The sequence below is a fragment of the Nocardia sp. NPDC052566 genome (assembly GCF_044547285.1).
In the GTDB taxonomy this organism is placed as follows: Bacteria; Actinomycetota; Actinomycetes; order Mycobacteriales; family Mycobacteriaceae; genus Nocardia.
In genome coordinates this window covers 166,995-185,722 of record NZ_JBIUAF010000003.1, presented here as the reverse complement: position 1 = coordinate 185,722, position 18,728 = coordinate 166,995, and the positions used below count along the sequence as shown (strand labels likewise).

The following is an 18,728-nucleotide window of genomic DNA, read 5'->3' as shown; positions in this document are numbered from 1 at the left end:
CGCCACTCCTCCACTGTCTTCATCGAAGATGTTTCTTCTTCAATGCACTCTCTTCGTTAACGAAGAGAGTATGGACAGTGGCCGCCCTTGTCAACCGGTGATCGGCAGTCGGTCGTCGAGCAGGAACGGCAGCAGGAAGGTGTCGAGCATGGCGCGCTCGTCGCCCTCCCCCGCACCGGGCAGGGTCAGCAGGGAGACCACCACTCGCACCGTCCACTGCCCGAGGCGATGCGCCGCCGGTTCCGGCAGCTCGGGACGGAGAGCGGCGACGAAGTCGGCGGAGAGCGCCTCGATGATGGCCGACGAATTCGACAGCCGCGCAACGATGCCCGCGTTCGAGGCGTCGAACCAGACGGCGAGGTGCGGCGTCTTGCGCACCTCGGCGATGACCGCGGTCAGCCCGTCGAGCAGCCGCTCCCGCTGATCGGCGCCCGCGTCGAAACGGTGGCCGCGCCACACTCTTTCGACGAGCTGGCGGGTTTCGCGGCCCGCGAAGGCCACGTACAGCGACTGCCTGCTGTCGAAGTAGCGATAGAGCGTCGCCCTGGAACAGCCTGCCGCCTCGGCGACCTCGGCCATTCCGATCCCGGCGACGCCCCTGTCGATGAACAACGCGCGGACCGCGTCGAGTATGCGCTCGGCGGCGAGCTCGGCGCGGCCATCGGACAACCAATCCTTCATGCCGCGCACCGGAATTCGATCGCGGTGGGGCGGCGGACGTACGGGCCCGGCGCGTATTCGACCGCGTCGATGTCCACCGCGTATCCAGGGAAGCGCGCCAGCAGCTCCTCGAGCGCCACCCTGGCCTGCATCCGGGCGGCGGCCGCGCCGAGGCAGTGGTGCGGACCGTGCCCGAAGGTGAGGATGCGCTGCGGATCGCGGGCGATATCCAGCTCGGCGGCGGTTGCGCCGTATGCCCTTTCGTCACGGTTGGCGGAACCATAGACCAGCAGCACCTTGCGCCCCGCCGGGATGACGACGCCGTCGAGTTCGACATCGCGGGTCACGGTGCGGGCCAGCCCCTGCACGGGCGAGGTCAGCCGCGCGAATTCCTCGACCGCCGTGCGGATCCGGTCCGGCTCGGCGGCGAGCACGGCGCGCTGCTCCGGATGGTGTTGCAGCAGTTGGACCGCGCCGCCGAGCAGCCCGGTGGTGGTGTCGTTACCGCCGGCGACCATGGTCCAGGTGTAGGCCAGGATCTGCACCAGGCCGCGCACGTCGGCGTCGTCGGCGGCCATGCCCGCCCGCACGAGCAGCGAGACGGTGTCTTCGCCCGGATCGGTGCGGCGGCGTTTGACGAGTTCGGCGAAATAGCCGAGCATTTCGCCCGACGCGGCCTGCGCGTCGGCGCGGCTGCGATCGGTACTGCCCGCGACCACCGCATCGGTCCAGCCGTCGAAGCGGGCACGGTCGGCCTCCGGCACCCCGAGGTAGTACGCGACCACCATGCTCGGCAGCGGTTTGAACAACTCGGCGACGATGTCACCGCCGCCGCGCTCGGCCAGCCGGTCGAGGCGGGCACGGACGAACGCGCGCACCACCGGTTCCACCTCGCTCACCTGACGCGGCGTGAAGCCGCGGGCGACCAACTTGCGGAAATCGGTGTGCCGCGGCGGATCCTGCATCACCAGCGGCGGGTTGTCGGTCAGCCCGATCTGTTCGAGCTCGCCGTACTCCACGGTCAAACCGTCACGGGACGAATAGGTTTCGGTGTCGCGCGCCGCAGCGTACACGTGCTCGTGCCTGGTCAGCACCCAATAGTCGTGCGCGGGGCGGTCTTTCGGGACGACGTGATGCACCGGATCGTGATCACGCAGTGCGGCGTACATCCCCCACGGCGAGCGCCAGCTCGCACCGGAACGAAGCTCGAAAACCGGAGCTTCGCGATACTCATCGAGCAGCATGTATGGACGGTAAGACAAAATAGCAATTCTGTCTACAGCGGGCATTCCGGCCATGAGGTGACGATCGGCCACGGCGACTGCCATGCTGAGAACCACCGTCGGTACGTCGAAAGGCCATCTCATGACCACCAGTCCGCTGACCGGCAAGACGGCCCTGGTCACGGGGGCCGAGACCGGAATAGGCAGGGATATCGCCAAAACCCTTGCGGCACAGGGTGCTCAGGTGGCGATCAACCATCCGCACATCCCGGAGGCCGCGGCCGACGTGGTCCGCGAGATCGAGCGGCGCGGCGGCACCGCGGTCGCGCTGGCCGCCGATATCGGCGATCGGGACGAATACGAGGAACTGGTCGAGGCGCTGCTGGAGACCTACGGCCACTGGGACCTGCTCGTGCACAGCGGTGCGGTGACCCTCACCGAGCCGCCGACCGGCGACGACCTGTCCGAAGCGGCGAAAAGCGTGGCCAACGGCCTGGAACTGGCCTGGCGGCATATGGCCGACGGCGGCAAGGTGGTCACCGTCTCGGCGGAGCCCGACGCCACCGAGCGCGCGCTCGAGCAGTTCACCGGAACGCTGACACAGGAGTATGGGGCGCGGCCGATCACCCTCGACACGGTGCGGGCCGACGCCGAGCGGACGGGCACGCCCGGCGAAATCGCCTCGGTGCTCGCGTTTCTCACCGGTGACCCGAAGGATGGACCGGGCACGTCGCATGCGACCGTCCCGGGCGAGACGGTTCCCGCCCTGCCGACCCCTGACCCCGCGACCTCATCCGACGCGGACGAGGGCGAGGTCGTGATCCTGACGCCGACGGCCTCGACCAACAATCCGCCGCTAACCCGCGGCAACGGTGGCACCGTCATCTAAAAGGGGTAGTCAGGCAGTAAAACGGCTGGGAGATCCGCCCGGCGCGTCGGCGCGCGGCCGCTTAGACTACTGCGATCCGACTCGATCGTGCGGCTGCCCGCTGCGGCCTGCCGAAGGACGCTTAGGCTTGGGATTATGACCTCCGTCACAGCACAAGGGAGCGCATTGGACATCGCGACGTCACCGACGCCTGTGTTCCGCCTTGCTGCACGGGCCGACCTCGACCCGGTGGCGCAGATCGAAGCCGAGCGCTTCGGCGAGCACTCCTACCCCTATTTCGCACTGCGCCAGCTATTCGATCTTCACCAGGCGACCTGGCTGGTGGCCGAGGCCGACGGCAGGGTGCTCGGCTATGTGCTGATCGCCCTCGCCCCGCAGCGGCGGGCCTGGCTGCTGAGTCTCGCGGTGGCCGCGGACAGTGCGGGCCACGGCCTCGGCACGGAACTGGTGCGGCAGGCGCTGCGCAAGTGCCGCTCCCTCGATGTCGCGAGCGTGCTGATCACGGTGCGGCCGACCAACGAGGCCGCGTACACGATCTACCAGCGGGAAGGCTTCGAGTGGGCCGACCACGAGGAGCGCTACTTCGGTGCGGGCGAGCCGCGCGACGTCCTGGAGTGCAGGCTCGATCGCTGAGCATACGGGCGCGCACCGAGATCGCTATTCTTGAATAGGGCCGCTCCCGGGGGTGGTGCGCACCCCATGGAGCGAGTACATGCCCGAAGACGAACCGCGGCAACCGCATTCGGAGTTCGTCGCGTCGATCACCATCCGGATCCTGCGGCACGCGGCCAGATACGCGGACGAGGCGCAACCGTTCCTCGCCCACCGGGCCGGACCGCCGACCGAGCAGGAACTGCTCGACTCCTTCAACATCCACGTCGAATCCGTACTCGCCAGCTTCGATCCGCCCGGCATCCGGCGCCGCGGTGACAGCCTGGTCTTCGCGCACATCTACGACGACGCGAAAGACGTCCCGGTGCGCACCGAAGAGGACGCCGCGGTGGAACAGCTGGCCGCGCTGCTGGCGGCCGAGGTGGAATTCCGTGGGCCCCTTCGCCTGAGCCGCACCCAGGCCACACTGCTCGCCGAGGTGTACGAGCGGCTCGGCGACGCACTCACCGCGCTCGGCCTGCACGCGCACACGGTACTTTCCCTGCGGCGCGCGGCTTTTCTGCATCGCCAGAACGAGGAACTCGACGCGGCGGACCGCTGCGGACTGCGGCTGGCGCGCGCCCGCTGCCTGACCAGGCCCCGCGGATGGCACCGCGTCGGACCTCGGCTGTCGGATCTGTTGTGCGGCTACGGATATCAGCCGTTCCGGCTGCTCGCCTGGATCGCGGCGCAGCTGATCCTGTTCGCCGTGGTCATCCTGCTGTTCGCCGACGGGCCGGTCGGCGAAACCCTGTACCTGAGCATCACCAGCTACCTGAATCCGACAGGGCTCGGCGACACCGCGAGCCTCGGGGAGGGCGGGCGCGCGATGCTCGCCGTCGAGTCGTGGGCGGGCACGGTGTCGCTGTCGGTGTTCTTCGCGCTGCTGGTGCGACGGTGGTTCCGGCTGTAGCGATTTCACCAATTGGTACTGCTGACCCGCGCCTTGCGGGAATGCTCCGACTGCATGACCCGCAGCCGGTCGCGCACCTGCCCGATCAGCGCCGTCCACTGCCGGGAGAAGCCGGGATCGGTCTGCAGATCCTTCCACAGCGCGCGCAGCTGCGGCGGCGCGTGCGCACCCGGCATCCATAGGTGCGCAAGGTGTTTCAGCACCGCGCCGAGCAGCTCGGCCTCCTCGTCGCTCGACGGCGGAAAGCGGTCGGCCTCCTCGATCGCGGCGTCACCGATGGTCAGCAGCCAGTCGTGCGCCGCGAGGTCCTCGCAGAAGCGCTGTGCCGCATCGAGATCCTTCTCGCTGCGCACGGTGATGGCGGCCGAACGCACCGACTCGTCGTCCAGGCAGAACGCCATATCGGGCGCCGCGGCGCCGCCGACCCGCGCGGTCCAGCGCAGCCGGGTGGTGCTGGTCTGCATGGGAGCCCGCTGATCGAGCGAGGCGTCGGTGCGCAACCGCGCGAGCAGCCGCTCACCGATCGAGGCCAGGTCGAGCGTATCGGGGGTCGGCACGCCGTTGAGATAGCCGTCGGCCAGCCCGTCACAGGCGTCGGCGCGGTCACCGACCTTGCTGATCAGCTCGGTGACGCCGGCCCGGCTCAGGTAGTGCGACCAGGTCTGACGCCGCCGCTCGTCGACCCGGACCACCTGGGTGCGCACCGAACTCTGCAGCATCCGCCCGCCGACCACGATCGCGCGCGAGGCCACGGTGCCGACCACCCTGGCGGGCGCGGCACCGGTCAGCAGCAGCTCGCAGTCGACGCCGACCGGCGTCGCGGGCGAAACCGCGAGCGTCCCTGGGCGTTGCCGCCAGAGCACCCGCCTTCCCGGTACCAGCGATAGCAATTCGCTCGCCTCGGCCCGGTGCAGGGTGGCCGAGGTCGGCACCAGGCAGGTGCGCACCTCGCCGAGCGCGATCAGCGGCGTGGTGGAAGCACCCATACTCAGGATCCTTTGAGCAGGAGATGGGATAGTCGCTCGGTGACCTTGCGCGACACCGTCACCGGGACTTCGTCGCGGCGCCCGCGCTCGACGATCTGATCGACCACATCGCCGTCCAGATCGATGTGGTCGAGGATGAGCCGCACCGAATGTTCGATTCCCAGATAGCGTTTCGGCAGCATGGACAGCGTCTCGTAGGCCGCGAACGGCGCCGCGCGCGGATTCAGCTGCACCACCGCCGGCATCTCCGACCAGCGCTTCGGCCAGCCGTCGTCGGAGCGCCACGGCTGCGGCACCACCACCGCCGCGCCGTCGTTGCGCAGCATGCCGAGGCGAAGCAGATGCCAGACCGAGGCGAGGAAGGCGCACGACCACTTGGTGCGAATCTCGCTGTGCCCGTTCTTGATCTCGGGATATTTACTCCACAGCTGCACGTCGAGGAAGATCGAGTGCTCACGCCTGCCGAACTCCTCCGGCGGCCGGTACGGCTGCACCCGCATCGCCTGCGTCGGTTCGTCCAGTGAGGACCGTCTGCCGTTGCACAGCCAGCCGGATTCGGCTGTCGGCGGCCGCCTTCCGGTCGACGAGGAGATCTCCGGTTCGGCGACGATCCTGGCCGCCACCAGCTCGGCCAGGAGCAGCGGTTCGTCCAGCGGCACGCCGTCGGCGAACGGCTTGGTCTCCGCGCAGGCCGACTCGCGCGCGAGATAGTCGATGCGCAAACCGGTTTCGTCCGCCGCGGTGAGCAGCTTGTCCAGGATCGCGCGCGGTTCGGTATCCGGCTGGAAATAGTCGTCGATCAGATAGCAGGTGCTCACTCGCGCCCGCTGGCCGAATTGCACACGGGCGGAGGTGATGAACGCGTCGACGAGCGGCACGATCCGGCGGAACTCATTGACCACCTGATCCATATCGTTGGCGATCTCGTTCATGTAGAAATGCCCGACCTCGATGGACAGATGCGAGAGCGGCACCTGATCGATCCGCGCGTGCTCGGTCGTCTCGCTGTACCCGACACCATTTCTCACCGCGAATCAGAACCTTTCCCACGTGGCCTCGTTGAGCAGGCGCAGGGCCAATTCGGTGTATGCGTCGACGGTGGCCGCGTTGGCGATCTTCGCGTCCACGTCCATATCCAGAATCACCTGCTCACGCCACTGCAGCACCGGCTCGACGGGCGTCTCGCCGAGCATCGTGCTCGCACCGAGCTGATTCGCCGACGCCAGCCGCTTGAGTGCCGCGTTCTGCTCGAGCAACCACGCGGTCTGCGCGGGCCGCAGGTCGACGGGGCCCTGCTTCGCGTTCGTCCCGTCCTTGGCGGGCGGCGGCCCATCCTTCGCGGGCGGCCCGCCCTTCGCCTGCCGCGGCGTCTCCTTGGTGGTCGGCGGCACCGCGGTGCGCACGTAGCGCACCGATTCCAGCAGCGCGGCCGGGTCGTGCCCGCACTCCTTGCCCATCTGCATCAGACCGTGCGGACCGTGCACCAGGCCGTTGGCCGCGAGAATGTGCTGGCGGGTCCAGCGGTGGTAGACGAGCCAGCGCGCCGTGAACGACTGCAACTGGGGCAGGGCGGTCGCTTTCAACGCCAGCTGCAGCGCCACCGAACGACCCGCGCTGAGATCGACGATGATCACCTTGAATTCGTGCTCGAGGGTGAGCAGCAGTTCGGCACAGCGCGACACCACCCCCTCGTCGGCGGTGAGGAATTCGGCGCCGCCGAGATCGCCGGGGAGCAGCACCAGCTTGCCCGCCCGCGGGCCCATCCTGCGCAACGCCTGCCGATCCGACGCCGTGCGCACGTCGATGCGCGCCGCGACACCGGTCTCGCCGAGCAGATACGAATGCAGCCCGACATCGTTCGGCACGCCGCGCTCGACGGCGCTGATCTCGAACAGCGCACCCGCGGTCGGCGAGCCGAAATCGAAGTCGACATAGGCGACATTGCGGCCGCTCATACACAGTCGATAGGCCAGGTTGCAGCTGGTCACCGAGCGCCCGGTGCCGCCCTTGTCCGAGGTGGAGAAAACCAGCATGGTCTAGGCCCTCTTCGCATCCCGCCGGGCGTACGCCAGCTCGTAGAGCTGCAGCAGTGCCTGTTCGGCCAGCGTGAACGAGGTGGCGGGCTGCTCGCTGAGCAGCCTGCGCGCGTCGTCGAGCTGCAGCTCGATGCGCGAGAGCATGGCCTGCGATATCTCGGGGTCGCCGACCTCGAGCATCTCCTGATTGAGCAGATGTTCTGCCTCGCTGCGCATTTCGATGGCGCGGCTGATCATCGACGAGGTGGCCAGCGGTGGCTCGCGGAAGTTTCGATCGGCGCTGACCAGGCATTCGACGATGCGTTCGGTCAGGTACCAGGACGGCTGGAACGCGGCATCGGACGGCTCGGTCTCGGCCGTGGTCGCCAGGCCGGGCGCCTGACTGCCCGCGACCTTCGCCGCGTCATCCCACAAGCCCGCCGCGGGACCGTGCGTGAGCCGGCGCCTGGTCAGGTGGTCCATGGTCAATTCGGCCATCGACATCAGCCGGTCGCGGGTGGCGACATCACCGGACAGCTGCCAGGCCTGCAGGCAGCGTTTGAGCAGCATGGTCGCGAAGTCCGGCACGATCCAGACCAGCGCGGGCCCGCCGCCGATGCCCTCGCTGCCCGGCATCGGCACCGGGACACCGGGAAAGTGCAGTCCGCCCGCCGGATCGCCCGCCGTCAATCGGCTGATGATCCGCCCGCGCCTGGCCAGCTGATCGAAAACCGCTACCACCTGCGGTAATTCGTCGGTCGCCTGCCGATTGACGAAGTCCTGCAGCACCATTGCCGAGACGGCGAGGGTGTAGTAATCCGACTCCTCACCGTCGGAGGTGCGCCACGGGATGTCCTCCAGCGGCCAACGGCCCGGCCCGTAGCGGGCGACGGTGGACCAGTAGCGCTGGGTCAGATCCCAGCGCAGCTCCAGCGCGTCCGCGAGCTGGCGCTGTTCGTCGTTGAGCAGGTCCATTTCCCTGGTGCGCCGGGAGGTCAGGTCGTTGATGCCGTCGAGTGCGACGATGGTGTAGTACAAGTCGGGGCGCGATGCGGCGTAACCGGGTTGGTTGCCGATCCTGGTCGGGACGAAGTCGATGGGCGATGCCTTGACATCGATGCCCCAGCTCCAGCCGCATTCGAACAGCAGCAGGTCGTCGGCGAGGTCGATATCCGGTGTCTGGCCGAGCTTCACGTCGTTGGCCATCTGTACCCGGACGCGATCGAGCCTGCGGGCGATGCCGGCGATCACCGCGTCGTCCGGCGCGCCGATCTGGTTGAGCATGCCGAGGATGGACTGTCCCGCTCCGGATTTCGGTTCGGGGGTGTGCACGACGAAGCTGCGCACCAGACCGGTCATCGCGGCGGTGAGCCTGGTGCTGATCCGCGGAATGAGCTCGCGGATCCGTACCGCGAGCTCCTTGGCCTCGCGACGCACCTGCTTGTCGACGAAGCGCTGGAAGACGCGAAGGAAGCGCAGCGCGGCGATGCACAGCGTCAGCGACATCGAATACGCGTCGACGACCTCCAGTTGGTACTGCTGCGCGCTCGGTTCCTTACCGTCGGCGGAGCGCAGGTAGCTGCCCGCCGCGAAGATGGGCTCACCGTCGGGGTCGGTGTAGCGGGCGAGATAATCCTCCAGCACGGTGACCAGCGCGCCGCCGATCCTGGTCTCCTCGCCGAGCGGGGCGAGCACCGCGCGAATGTCATCGGCCATGTCGTCGGGCTGGTCGAGGGCGAACGCGCCGATCTCGGTGGCCGGATACAGCAGGCACAGTAGCTGTTCGGTATCGCTGATCGAATTGGCGCCGTCGCGCCCGCCCCACTGCCACTTGCGGTCCTGATAACAGCTGGCCAGGACGGCCCGCCACACGTCCAAGAGTTGCTGCCGCGGCTGAATTCTCATCAGCCCCCCGTTCTGACGCGAACACTGACTCTTCAAAGTGTGCGCTAGTTCAGGTCTTTCGCCAAGCATATTGGCGGACAACATGATCGGTGATCCCCACTCGATCCCCAGTCGATATGGAACTCGCACGGTGGTACCGGTCCGTGCGCCGTCGAGGGTTTCGGGATGCCCGCGGGCACGCACTGTGAGCAAGTGCTTACGCCTCGTTTACCTGAGGTCACCGCGCGCTTACGCGAGGTGATCTTGTGGAAACGCGAGGTCAATAGCGTATACAAGCATGTCGACACGGGTGGACACGCTGTCCGGAGCCGCGGGTAAGCCCCTGCGGGATGTGGTGTACGCGCGGCTGCGAGCGGAGTTGATGAACGGTGACATCAAGTTCGGGGAGCGGCTGACCGAGCCGAAATTGTCGGCACGATTCGGAATTTCGCGCACGCCCGTCCGGGAGGCGCTCACCGTGCTGTGCTCGGACGGGCTACTGCGCCGCGAGGAATTCGGGTTCAGCCCCGTGCGGCCGAGCATTCCACTCATCCGTGATCTGTACGAGTTGCGAATCACACTGGAACTCAGTGGTTTACAGCGGGCAATCGACAATTCCACAATCGTGCACGATCGCGGAATGCTGCTCGCCGAGCGGGCGAGCTGGCTGGCTTTGCGGGCGAATCCGCCGGCGCAGGAGCCCGGATTCGTGGTACGGGACGAGGAATTCCACGTCACGCTGCTCACCGCGTCAGGCAATGCCGAAATGGTGCGCACGCTCGTCGGAGTGAACTTGAGGATCCGGCATGTGCGGATGTACGACTTCATGGTCAACAACCGGATCGAGACCACCATCACCGAGCATCTGGGGATTCTGGATGCCGTTCTCGCCGAGGATCTTCCGCTCGCCCATCGGTTGCTGCACGCGCATATCGGCGAATCGCTGGACGTGGTGCTGGAACGAGTGACCCGTGCCATCGCGGCGATGTCGCTGGCAAACGATTAGAACTGCATAGGGAGTAGCACGTGAGCTTGGACTTCGATACCGTACTCGTCGCCAATCGCGGCGAAATCGCGTGCCGGATCATGCGAACGGCCCGGCGCCTCGGACTGAAGACCGTCGCGATCTATTCGACGGCCGATATCGGCGCGGCGCATGTCGAAATGGCCGATGCGGCAGTAGAACTCGGCGCGGGCCCGGCCGCGGAATCGTATCTGCGGGCCGATCGGGTGATCGACGCGGCACTGACGGCGGGCGCGGGCGCCATCCACCCTGGATACGGATTCCTCTCGGAGAACGCGGATTTCGCCACCGCGGTGGGCGCGGCGGGTATCGCGTTCGTCGGTCCGACCCCGGATCAGCTGCGTATCTTCGGCGACAAGCACACCGCCCGCGAGGCGGCCCGCGCGGTGGGAGTACCGCTGATTCCCGGCAGCGGACTGCTCGATTCGGCCGAGCAGGCGATCGCGGAGGCCGCGCGCATCGGCTATCCGGTGATGCTCAAGGCGGTCGGCGGCGGCGGTGGCATCGGCATGCAGGCCTGCTGGAACGCCGAGGACCTGCGTGCCGCCTACGAGCGCGTCCGGCGGCTCGCCGCGACGAACTTCGCCTCCACCGGCGTGTTCCTGGAACGGTTCGTGGCGCGGGCCAGGCATGTCGAGGTGCAACTGTTCGGGGACGGGGATGGCAGGGTACTCAGCCTCGGCACCAGGGACTGTTCGCTCCAGCGCCGCAACCAGAAGGTCATCGAGGAGGCGCCGGCGCCGGGGCTCACCGCGGCACTGTCCGAGCGGCTGCTCGCGACATCGCGGGAACTCGCGCGCTCGGTCGACTACCGGTCGGCGGGCACCGTGGAGTTCGTCTACGACACCGAGCTCGGCACGGCGTCGTTCCTGGAGATGAATACCCGCCTGCAGGTGGAACATCCGGTGACCGAGGCGGTAACCGGCGTCGACCTGGTCGAGTGGATGCTGCGGCTGGCCGGTGGCGATCGCGCCATGCTCGAGGGATTGCCCGACAGCGGACCGGATATCAGCGGATGGGCGGTGGAAGCGCGGGTCTACGCCGAGGATCCCGGTCACGACTACCGGCCGAGCGCGGGCCGGATCACCGCGGTGCGATTCCCCGCCGCCGTGCGCGTCGACAGCTGGATCGATACCGGCAGCGAGGTCAGCTCCTACTATGATCCGTTGCTTGCCAAGGTGATCACGCACGCCGATGACCGCGACACCGCTTTCGGGCAGGCGCACGCCGCTCTGTCGGACACCCGGATCTACGGCGTGCAAACCAATCTGACGCAGCTGCGTGGCGCGACCGCGGACCCGGTCGTGCTCGACGCCGGGCACACCACCACCACGCTGGCCGATATCCGGCCCATCGGTCACCGGATCGACGTGCTGCGCGGCGGGACGATGACGACGGTGCAGGATCATCCCGGCCGAATCGGGCTGTGGCAGGTCGGTATTCCACCCTCGGGCCCGATGGACGATCTGTCGTTCAAACTGGCCAATCTCGCGGTCGGCAACCAGGCGGGTGCGCCCGGGCTCGAATGCACCCTGCACGGTCCGCGATTGCGGTTCTCCGAGACCACGGTGCTCTGCGTGACGGGCGCACCCGCGCCGGTCTCCGTCGACGGCGAACCCATCGAGATGTGGCGCCCGATCACCGTCGCCGCGGGCTCGGAGCTCGATATCGGCGCGCCCACCGACGTCGGGCTGCGCACCTATCTCGCGATCCGGGGCGGCATCGACGCGCCGCTCTATCACGGCAGCTCCGCCACCTTCACCCTCGGCGGCTTCGGTGGCGTCACCGGCAAGGCCGTCGCCACCGGCGATGTGCTCGGCATCGTGCGCGCACCCGCCACGCCGCTGCGCGACCCGCGCGAAGTGCCGATCGCCGAACGCCCCGATTTCACCAATGATTGGCAGCTCGCCGTCGGCGAGGGACCGCAGACCTCCCCCGCGTATTTCACCGACGCGGATATGACCCAGTTCTATACGCACCCGTGGAAAGTCGGCAGCCACGCCAACCGCACCGGCATCCGGCTGGAGGGTCCGAAGCCGACCTGGTCGCGCACCGACGGCGGCGATGCCGGCCTGCATCCGTCCAACCTGCACGACAACCCTTACAGCGTCGGCACTTTGAACGTATCCGGCGACACCCCGATCCTGCTCGGCCCCGACGGCCCCAGTCTCGGCGGCTTCGCCTGCCCGCTCACCGTCGTCTCGGCGCAACGCTGGAAGCTCGGCCAGCTGCGCCCCGGCGACACGCTTCGATTCGTCCCCATCGATGACGCCGACGCCGCCGAGCTGCGCGCGTCGAACAGCGCGAGGGCGCGCGACATTGTGGCGAATCCACGTGCCGCGCTGCGTGATCGGGGCATTCTCGGCACCGTGGACGGCGGCGCGGACCGACCGCGTGTCGCCTACCTACGCGGCGGTGACGACAACATCCTTGTCGAATACGGTGAGATGGTGCTCGATCTCGGCCTGCGCATGCGCGTGCACGCACTCGCCGAAGCACTCACCGCCAGCGGCCTGCCCGGCATCATCGACATCACCCCCGGTGTGCGCTCGCTGCACATCCACTTCGATCCCGGCGTACTCGCCCAGTACCGGTTGCTCGGCGCACTCACCGAGCTCGAGTCGACGCTGCCCGCCACCGACGATCTGGTGGTGCCGAGCCGCACCATCCGCCTGCCGCTGTCCTTCGACGACCCGTCCATCGCCGAGGCGATCGACCGCTACCGCAGCGGCGTCCGCGATACCGCCCCGTGGCTGCCGTCGAATATCGAATTCATCAGGCGCATCAACGGACTCGGCAGCGTCGACGAGGTGCGCGCCGCGGTCTTCGACGCCGAATACCTGGTGCTCGGCCTCGGCGATGTCTATCTCGGCGCGCCGCTCGCGGTTCCGCTCGATCCGCGGCACCGGTTGGTGACCACGAAATACAATCCGGCCCGCACCTGGACCCCGGCGGACGCGGTCGGCATCGGCGGCAAGTACCTATGCGTATACGGCATGGAATCGCCGGGTGGCTATCAGCTCATCGGACGGACCGTGCCGATCTGGTCGAGCTACCGCCAGTCGCCGCCGTTCGAGGCCGGAACGCCGTGGCTCTTCCGGTTCTTCGACCGCATCGTCTGGGAGCCGGTGAGTACCGAGCAGCTGCTCGAGCATCGCGCGGCGGCGCGGGCAGGCAGATTCGACGCCGAGGTCAGCCACGGAACCTTCGCACTCGCCGACCATCTGCGGCTACTGCGCGACGAGGCCGACTCCATTGCCGCGTTCGAGGCCAACCAGGCCATGGCGTTCGAGGCGGAAAAGCGGGCCTGGCAGGCGGCGGGCGAATTCGAGCGCGGCACAACGGCGGTCGCCGCCCCGGAACCAGCCGATGATCCGCTCGCCGGGCTGCCCGCGAACGCCACGGTGGTGACCGCGCCCATGACCGGCAATGTATGGCGGGTGGAAGTGGAAGCGGGACAGCGGCTCACCGCCGGCGCACCGGTCGCGGTGCTGGAAGCGATGAAACTGGAACTGCCGGTGCACAGCCCGGGCACCGGCACAGTATTGAAGGTGCTCGCCACGCCGGGCGCCACCGTGGAACCGGGAACCCCGCTCGCAGTGATCGGAGTCGACTGAATGACGCAAGGACCATCCCCTACCACCCGAGTCGCGGCCGCCTATCGGCGCATCACAGAGGTCGACCGGCCGGAGGTATGGATCACGCTGCGCGCCGAAGCCGATGCCGCCGCCGACGCCGCCGAGGTCGAGCGGCGCCTCGCCGCGGGTGAATCGCTACCGCTGGCCGGACTTCTCGTGGCGGTCAAGGACAACATCGACATCGCCGGACTGCCTACCACCGCGGGCTGCCCGGAGTTCGCCTATTCTCCCGAGCGCACCGCGGCCGCGATCGAGCGGCTGGTCGCGGCGGGGGCTGTTGTGCTCGGCAAGACGAATATGGATCAGTTCGCGACCGGGTTGGTCGGGACGCGCAGTCCGTATGGGGCGGTGCGCAATGCGCTCGATCCCGAACTCATTTCCGGTGGATCCTCGTCGGGGTCGGCGGCGGCCGTCGCGCTCGGGATCGCCGATATCGGGATCGGGACCGATACCGCGGGTTCCGGCCGGGTGCCCGCGGCACTGCACGGAATCGTCGGTGTCAAAGCCACTTTGGGCATTATTCCGGCACACGGAGTGGTCCCGGCCTGCGCGGACTACGACGCTGTCACGGTGTTCGCACCGGATCTCGACGGCGCGATCGCGGCGGCGGCCGTACTGGCCGGGCCGGAGGCGCGCGATCCGCGCAGCCGGGCGTGGCCCGCCGATGTGCGCCTCGCCGCGCCGCTGGCGCCGTCGGTCGCGATTCCGCGCGCCGAGGACCTGGCCGCGCTCAGCCCGCCGTATCGGGAGGCGTTCGCCCGAACCGTCTCCGCCGCAGCGGATTCCGGCCTCACGCTGAAGGAGGTCGATGTCTCCGGGCTGCTCGGGGCCGCGCTGCTGCTCTACGACGGCGCGATCGTCGCCGAACGCTACGCTGCGGTCGGCGCCTTTCTCGAAACTGCGCCCGCGAGCGCGGATCCGGCCGTTGCCGCGATCATCGGCGCGGCGCGCGCGGCGACCGGTCACGAATTCGCCGCTGATCTCGACGCGCTCGCGCGGGCGCGGGCCGCGGCAACGGCGCTGCTGAGCGAATTCGACGCGCTGCTGCTGCCGACCACCACCGAACATCCGAGTATCGCCGCGGTGCAGGCGGATCCGTTCGGCGTCAACCGCAGGTTGGGTACCTACACCAACTTCTGCAATCTGCTCGATATGGCGGCGATCGCGGTGCCCGGACGGCCCTGTGCCGATGGCGCCCCGTTCGGCGTAATGGTCGTCGCGCCCGCATTCGCCGACCAGGTCGCCGTGGATATCGCGGCCCGCATCACCGGTTCGGTTGCGCCGCTGCTCATTCGGGACGGTGTCGAACTCGCGGTATTCGGCGCGCACCTGCGCGGCCAGCCACTGCACTGGCAACTGGAAGAGCTCGGCGCGCGGTTCGCCGGAGAGATCGAAACCTCCGACGCCTACCGGTTGACCGCATTGGACACCACACCGCCGAAACCAGGTCTGGTCCGCCACGGCCCGGGTCTAGGGGCCCCGATTCGCGGTGAACTGTTCCTGGTTTCGGCGGCCGGGCTCGGGCGATTCCTCGCCGCACTACCCGCTCCGATGGCCCTCACCAGTGTCGAACTGGCCGAGGGCCGCGCTGTGGTGGGCTTCTCGTGCACCTTCGATGCCGCGCGATCCGCCACCGACATCACCGAATTCGGCGGCTGGGCGGCCTATCTGGAACGGGCACAGTGAAAACCGGTCGGACCGGTCACCCCTCGTGAGGCCGGTCCGACCGGCATTGATACCGGAAGGGATCGTTGGCAAGCACAGAATGGTTACCTTCGGCAGGCGCGATGCCGATGCCGGGGCGCGGGTGCGGATGAACTCCCGCCGCGGTCGTTGCTGCTCAGCTCCAGGAAGAGCCAATCGAACGTGTTGCCGCAGTAGTGCCATCCGGGCCGGTCACCCCTCGTGGACCGGCCCGGCGGCCTTATCCCCTGGGCGCGACCTGTCAACCCCTCGAAGACAGGTCGTGCCCGGTTCCCCACCCCCGGTGGTGGCTTGCTCCCCCGATCTCGGCTACCTGATGGGGCGGCCGGAGTTGTCGTGGCTGTGGTTGGTATCGGTGGCGGCGGCGGTGCCGTTCATCGTCGTGGTGTCCCTTTCGGGTTCCGAGGTCTTTCCGGTGTGTTCCGGTGTTGGCTTCAACAATGCAGGCCAGCTCTTGCCACGCCCTTAAAAAGACCTTGCACGGGCCGACTGCGGGAAGGTTGAAACGCTTCGCCCGCGAGCGGGGATGATGGAGGTAAGCGCGCCAAACAGATTGGGAGCAACGATGGAGACGTTCGTGGTTTGGGTGCTGGCCTGCCTCGTGTACTGGTGGGGCCTGCTGTAGGGCTAGCTGCGCAAGGCGCTCATCAGCGCGACGATGAGCTCAGCGAGTCGATGACGATCTTCGCTGCCTCGGCGAAGACGGCGTTGTCCACCTGCGCGTCCTCGGCGGATTTGCACGTCTGTACGGCGATGACCAGCGGCGGACGGCCATCGCCCGGCCAGGTGATGGCCGCATCGTTCGCACAGCCGTAGGAGCCGGTATCGGTCTTGCCACCGGTGGTCCATCCGGCCGGGACGCCGGCGCGAATTCGCTTGTCGCCGACGCGATTCGCCTTCAACCAGCTGATCAGCAACTGTTGTTCGGGCCAATCGGCGGGCCGAATTTCCAGGAAGACGCGACGGTAGTCGGCGGCCAGCGCGGCCGGGGTCGTGGTGTCCCGCTCGTCGCCCGGGATCGCGGTGTTCAGATCCGGTGCCCAGCGGTCCAGCCTGCTCTGGTGATCACCGATCGAACGCAGGTGTTCGGTGAAGTTCTGCGGCTCGAGGATCATGCGCAACAGGAGATTGCCCGCGGTGTGGTCATTCTGCGTGATCGCGGCCTCGGCGAGTTGGGCGATCGTCATCCCCTCGGCCACCCTGGTGCTCGCCACCGGCGAATGATCGACCACATCGGCTTCGGTGTAGTGGATGACGCGGTCGGCGTCGCCGGAGTGCAGGTCATACACGCTCAGGATCCACGCCGCCAGCAACGGCGTGAAGGTCGACAACATCGGGAAGCGCTCATCGGCGCGGTTGGTCACGGTCGCGCCGGTCATGGTATCGACCGCCAATACACCGATCCGGGCGTTGTACCGCTTCTCCAGATCGGCGAACCGCGCGGCGTGCTGCTCGGTCGGGCGTGCCGACTTGGCCGGAACACCTTGCACCACAGTAGCGCCAGGATCACACGCGGCAAGAAACGGGAGGGCCAGCATGGCGGCGATGGCCGAACGACTGCCACCCGTCAGATGAAACATCCCATCACGATGCCAGCGGACAGCGTTATCAGCAATCCGGGGAGGCGCCCGCTCCCGCGGACACCTCCCCGGCCTATCCGGTCAGAACCCTCAGCTCTGGGCGCCGTGGCCCGCGCGGACGCCCTCCTCGACCCGCTTGCCGAGGTCCTGGTCGACGTTCTTCCAGTAGTCGAACACCCGGCTCAGCACCGGTTCCTGCACGCCGCCGAGTACGTGGCCGACGATGTTGTCCACCAGGCGATCTCGCTGCTCATCGGTGAACACCTCGCGCACCAGGGTGCCTGCCTGAGTGAAATCGCCGTCTTCCGCGTGCTCGAGGTAGCCCGCGCGGACGACGGTCGGCTCGAAGTCCCAGATGCCGCCGTCGGGCGCCCTGTCCGCGTCGGCGTGCGGACCGCCGAACGAATTCGGCGCGTACACCGGCACATTCGCGTCGTTGTAGTCGTAGCGCATCGAACCCTCCTTGGAGTAGGAGTTCACCTCGGCGGCCCGTGCCCGGTTCGGCGGCAGCTGCGCGTAGTTGGTGCCGATGCGGTAGCGGTGCGCGTCGGCGTAGGCGAAGACGCGGCCGAGCAGCATCTTGTCCGGCGAGAAGCCGATGCCGGGAACGACATTCGACGGCTCGAAGGCGGCCTGCTCGATATCGACGAAGTAGTTGCCGGGGTTGCGGTTCAGCGTGTACTTGCCGACCTCGATCAGCGGGTAGTCGTGGTGCGACCACACCTTCGTCAGGTCGAACGGGTTGAACCGGTAGCCCTCGGCCTCGGCCACCGGCATCACCTGTACGTGCAGGGTCCAGCTCGGGAACTCGCCGCGCTCGATCGATTCGTACAGGTCACGGCGGTGGTAATCGCCGTCGGCGCCGGCCAGGCGGTCCGCCTCGGCCTGGGTCAGGTTCTCGATCCCCTGATCGGTCTTGAAGTGGTACTTCACCCAGAAGCGCTCGCCTTCGGCGTTGATCCACTGATAGGTGTGCGAGCCGTAGCCGTTCATGTGCCGGTAGGTCTTCGGGATGCCTCGGTCACCCATCAGCCAGGTCACCTGGTGCGCGGTCTCCGGGCGCAGGGTCCAGAAGTCCCACTGCATGTTGTTGTCGCGAAGTCCGCTGCCCGGCAGGCGTTTCTGCGAACGGATGAAGTCGGGGAACTTGATCGGATCCTTGATGAAGAAGATCGGGGTGTTGTTGCCGACCAGGTCGTAGTTGCCGTCCTCGGTGTAGAACTTCACCGCGAAACCGCGCGGATCGCGCCAGGTGTCGGGGCTGCCCTGCTCACCGGCCACGGTGGAGAAGCGGATCAGCGATTCGGTGCGCGCGCCCGGCTGGAACAGCTTGGCCTTGGTGAAGCGGCTGACGTCGTTGGTCACGACCAGCTCGCCGTAGGCGCCCGCGCCCTTGGCGTGCACGATCCGCTCCGGCACCCGCTCCCGGTTGAACTGGGCGAGCTTCTCGATGAGGTAGTGGTCGTGCAGCAGGATCGGGCCCTGAGTGCCCGCGGTGAGCGACTCGTTGTCGCTCTGGACCGGCGTGCCGGTGTTGGTGGTGGTCGGCTTGGACATACAG

15 protein-coding genes are annotated in these 18,728 nt (G+C 67.8%); 6 read left to right on the top strand and 9 right to left on the bottom strand.

Annotated features, from left to right (window positions below; genetic code table 11):
* Window positions 1-90: 90 nt before the first annotated feature.
* Window positions 91-681, bottom strand: coding sequence for a TetR/AcrR family transcriptional regulator (locus tag ACIG5A_RS14985; RefSeq protein WP_397240786.1), 591 nt, complete (start codon window positions 679-681; stop codon window positions 91-93).
* Window positions 678-1,904, bottom strand: a complete 1,227-nt coding sequence (locus tag ACIG5A_RS14980) for a cytochrome P450 (RefSeq protein ID WP_397240785.1) — start codon at window positions 1,902-1,904, stop codon at window positions 678-680. The genes ACIG5A_RS14985 and ACIG5A_RS14980 overlap by 4 nt, the downstream gene beginning before the upstream one ends.
* A 121-nt stretch (window positions 1,905-2,025) precedes the next feature.
* On the opposite strand from ACIG5A_RS14980, the gene ACIG5A_RS14975 reads away from it, so the two are divergent.
* From ACIG5A_RS14975 to ACIG5A_RS14965, 3 genes are all read left to right on the top strand, one after another.
* Window positions 2,026-2,772 carry an SDR family NAD(P)-dependent oxidoreductase gene (locus ACIG5A_RS14975; RefSeq protein ID WP_397240784.1) on the top strand — a complete coding sequence of 249 codons (747 nt, stop codon included), beginning with the start codon at window positions 2,026-2,028 and terminating at the stop codon, window positions 2,770-2,772.
* A 135-nt stretch (window positions 2,773-2,907) separates the two neighbouring features.
* Window positions 2,908-3,405: a GNAT family N-acetyltransferase gene (locus ACIG5A_RS14970; RefSeq protein ID WP_397240783.1), complete on the top strand. Its 498-nt coding sequence runs from the start codon at window positions 2,908-2,910 to the stop codon at window positions 3,403-3,405.
* 79 nt (window positions 3,406-3,484) lie between these two features.
* Window positions 3,485-4,336 carry a hypothetical protein gene (locus tag ACIG5A_RS14965; RefSeq protein WP_397240782.1) on the top strand — a complete coding sequence of 284 codons (852 nt, stop codon included), beginning with the start codon at window positions 3,485-3,487 and terminating at the stop codon, window positions 4,334-4,336.
* A 5-nt stretch (window positions 4,337-4,341) separates the two neighbouring features.
* Here ACIG5A_RS14965 and ACIG5A_RS14960 read toward each other — a convergent pair whose 3' ends face one another.
* Genes ACIG5A_RS14960 through ACIG5A_RS14945 form a run of 4 tightly spaced genes read right to left on the bottom strand, consistent with a single transcriptional unit; the run spans window position 4,342 to window position 9,242 of the window.
* Window positions 4,342-5,322, bottom strand: coding sequence for an SCO2521 family protein (locus ACIG5A_RS14960; RefSeq protein WP_397240781.1), 981 nt, complete (start codon window positions 5,320-5,322; stop codon window positions 4,342-4,344).
* A gap of 2 nt (window positions 5,323-5,324) precedes the next feature.
* The gene (locus ACIG5A_RS14955; RefSeq protein ID WP_397240780.1) at window positions 5,325-6,350 is read right to left on the bottom strand and encodes an SCO2522 family protein; all 1,026 of its coding nucleotides are present in this window, start codon (window positions 6,348-6,350) and stop codon (window positions 5,325-5,327) included.
* Between the two features lie 6 nt (window positions 6,351-6,356).
* Window positions 6,357-7,355 (bottom strand): SCO2523 family variant P-loop protein, encoded by a 999-nt coding sequence (locus tag ACIG5A_RS14950; protein ID WP_397240779.1) that lies wholly within the window; start codon window positions 7,353-7,355, stop codon window positions 6,357-6,359.
* A gap of 3 nt (window positions 7,356-7,358) precedes the next feature.
* Window positions 7,359-9,242: an SCO2524 family protein gene (locus ACIG5A_RS14945; RefSeq protein WP_397240778.1), complete on the bottom strand. Its 1,884-nt coding sequence runs from the start codon at window positions 9,240-9,242 to the stop codon at window positions 7,359-7,361.
* A gap of 277 nt (window positions 9,243-9,519) precedes the next feature.
* On the opposite strand from ACIG5A_RS14945, the gene ACIG5A_RS14940 reads away from it, so the two are divergent.
* From ACIG5A_RS14940 to atzF, 3 genes are all read left to right on the top strand, one after another.
* On the top strand, window positions 9,520-10,227 hold the full coding sequence (locus ACIG5A_RS14940) for a GntR family transcriptional regulator (RefSeq protein WP_397240777.1): 708 nt from the start codon (window positions 9,520-9,522) through the stop codon (window positions 10,225-10,227).
* Between the two features lie 80 nt (window positions 10,228-10,307).
* On the top strand, window positions 10,308-13,862 hold the full coding sequence (gene uca, locus ACIG5A_RS14935; RefSeq protein WP_397241762.1) for an urea carboxylase: 3,555 nt from the start codon (window positions 10,308-10,310) through the stop codon (window positions 13,860-13,862).
* A complete protein-coding gene (atzF, locus tag ACIG5A_RS14930) occupies window positions 13,863-15,569 on the top strand; it encodes an allophanate hydrolase (protein WP_397240776.1) in 1,707 nt (568 codons plus the stop codon).
* 327 nt (window positions 15,570-15,896) lie between these two features.
* On the opposite strand, the gene ACIG5A_RS14925 is transcribed toward atzF, so the two are convergent.
* The 3 genes from ACIG5A_RS14925 to ACIG5A_RS14915 form a co-directional block, all read right to left on the bottom strand.
* Window positions 15,897-16,025, bottom strand: a complete 129-nt coding sequence (locus ACIG5A_RS14925) for a hypothetical protein (protein ID WP_397240775.1) — start codon at window positions 16,023-16,025, stop codon at window positions 15,897-15,899.
* 209 nt (window positions 16,026-16,234) lie between these two features.
* Window positions 16,235-17,167, bottom strand: a complete 933-nt coding sequence (gene bla / locus ACIG5A_RS14920; RefSeq protein WP_397240774.1) for a class A beta-lactamase — start codon at window positions 17,165-17,167, stop codon at window positions 16,235-16,237.
* A 90-nt stretch (window positions 17,168-17,257) separates the two neighbouring features.
* Complete coding sequence (locus tag ACIG5A_RS14915; RefSeq protein WP_397240773.1) at window positions 17,258-18,724, bottom strand: catalase; 1,467 nt, start codon at window positions 18,722-18,724, stop codon at window positions 17,258-17,260.
* Between the last annotated feature and the right edge of the window lie 4 nt (window positions 18,725-18,728).